Annotated in this window: 1 protein-coding gene; it reads right to left on the reverse strand. The window is 42.2% G+C overall.

The features are described from left to right. Positions 1-249 (reverse strand): SMC-Scp complex subunit ScpB (gene scpB, locus V7147_RS19890; protein WP_335369562.1); only part of this gene is annotated, 249 nt, incomplete at both ends.

Raw genomic sequence — 249 nt, forward strand, 5'->3', positions numbered from 1 at the left:
CTCTCAAAGAAGAGGTCTGCTTCCTCTTGGATGTAGTCCTCGTCCACTTTTTCAGGAAGTGTAGGCAATTCCTTCAATGTCTTTAATCCAAAATACTCTAAGAATTCCTTTGTCGTGCCATATAAAATAGCTCTTCCAGTGCCTTCAACACGTCCTACCTCTTTGATTAACGCTTTTGCCGTTAAAGTATGAATCGGTCTTTCTGTCTTTACCCCACGAATTTCTTCCACTTCCGCTCTTGTAATCGGC

The sequence above is a fragment of the Bacillus sp. JJ1521 genome (assembly GCF_036965165.1).
Classification (GTDB): Bacteria; Bacillota; Bacilli; order Bacillales; family Bacillaceae_L; genus Ferdinandcohnia.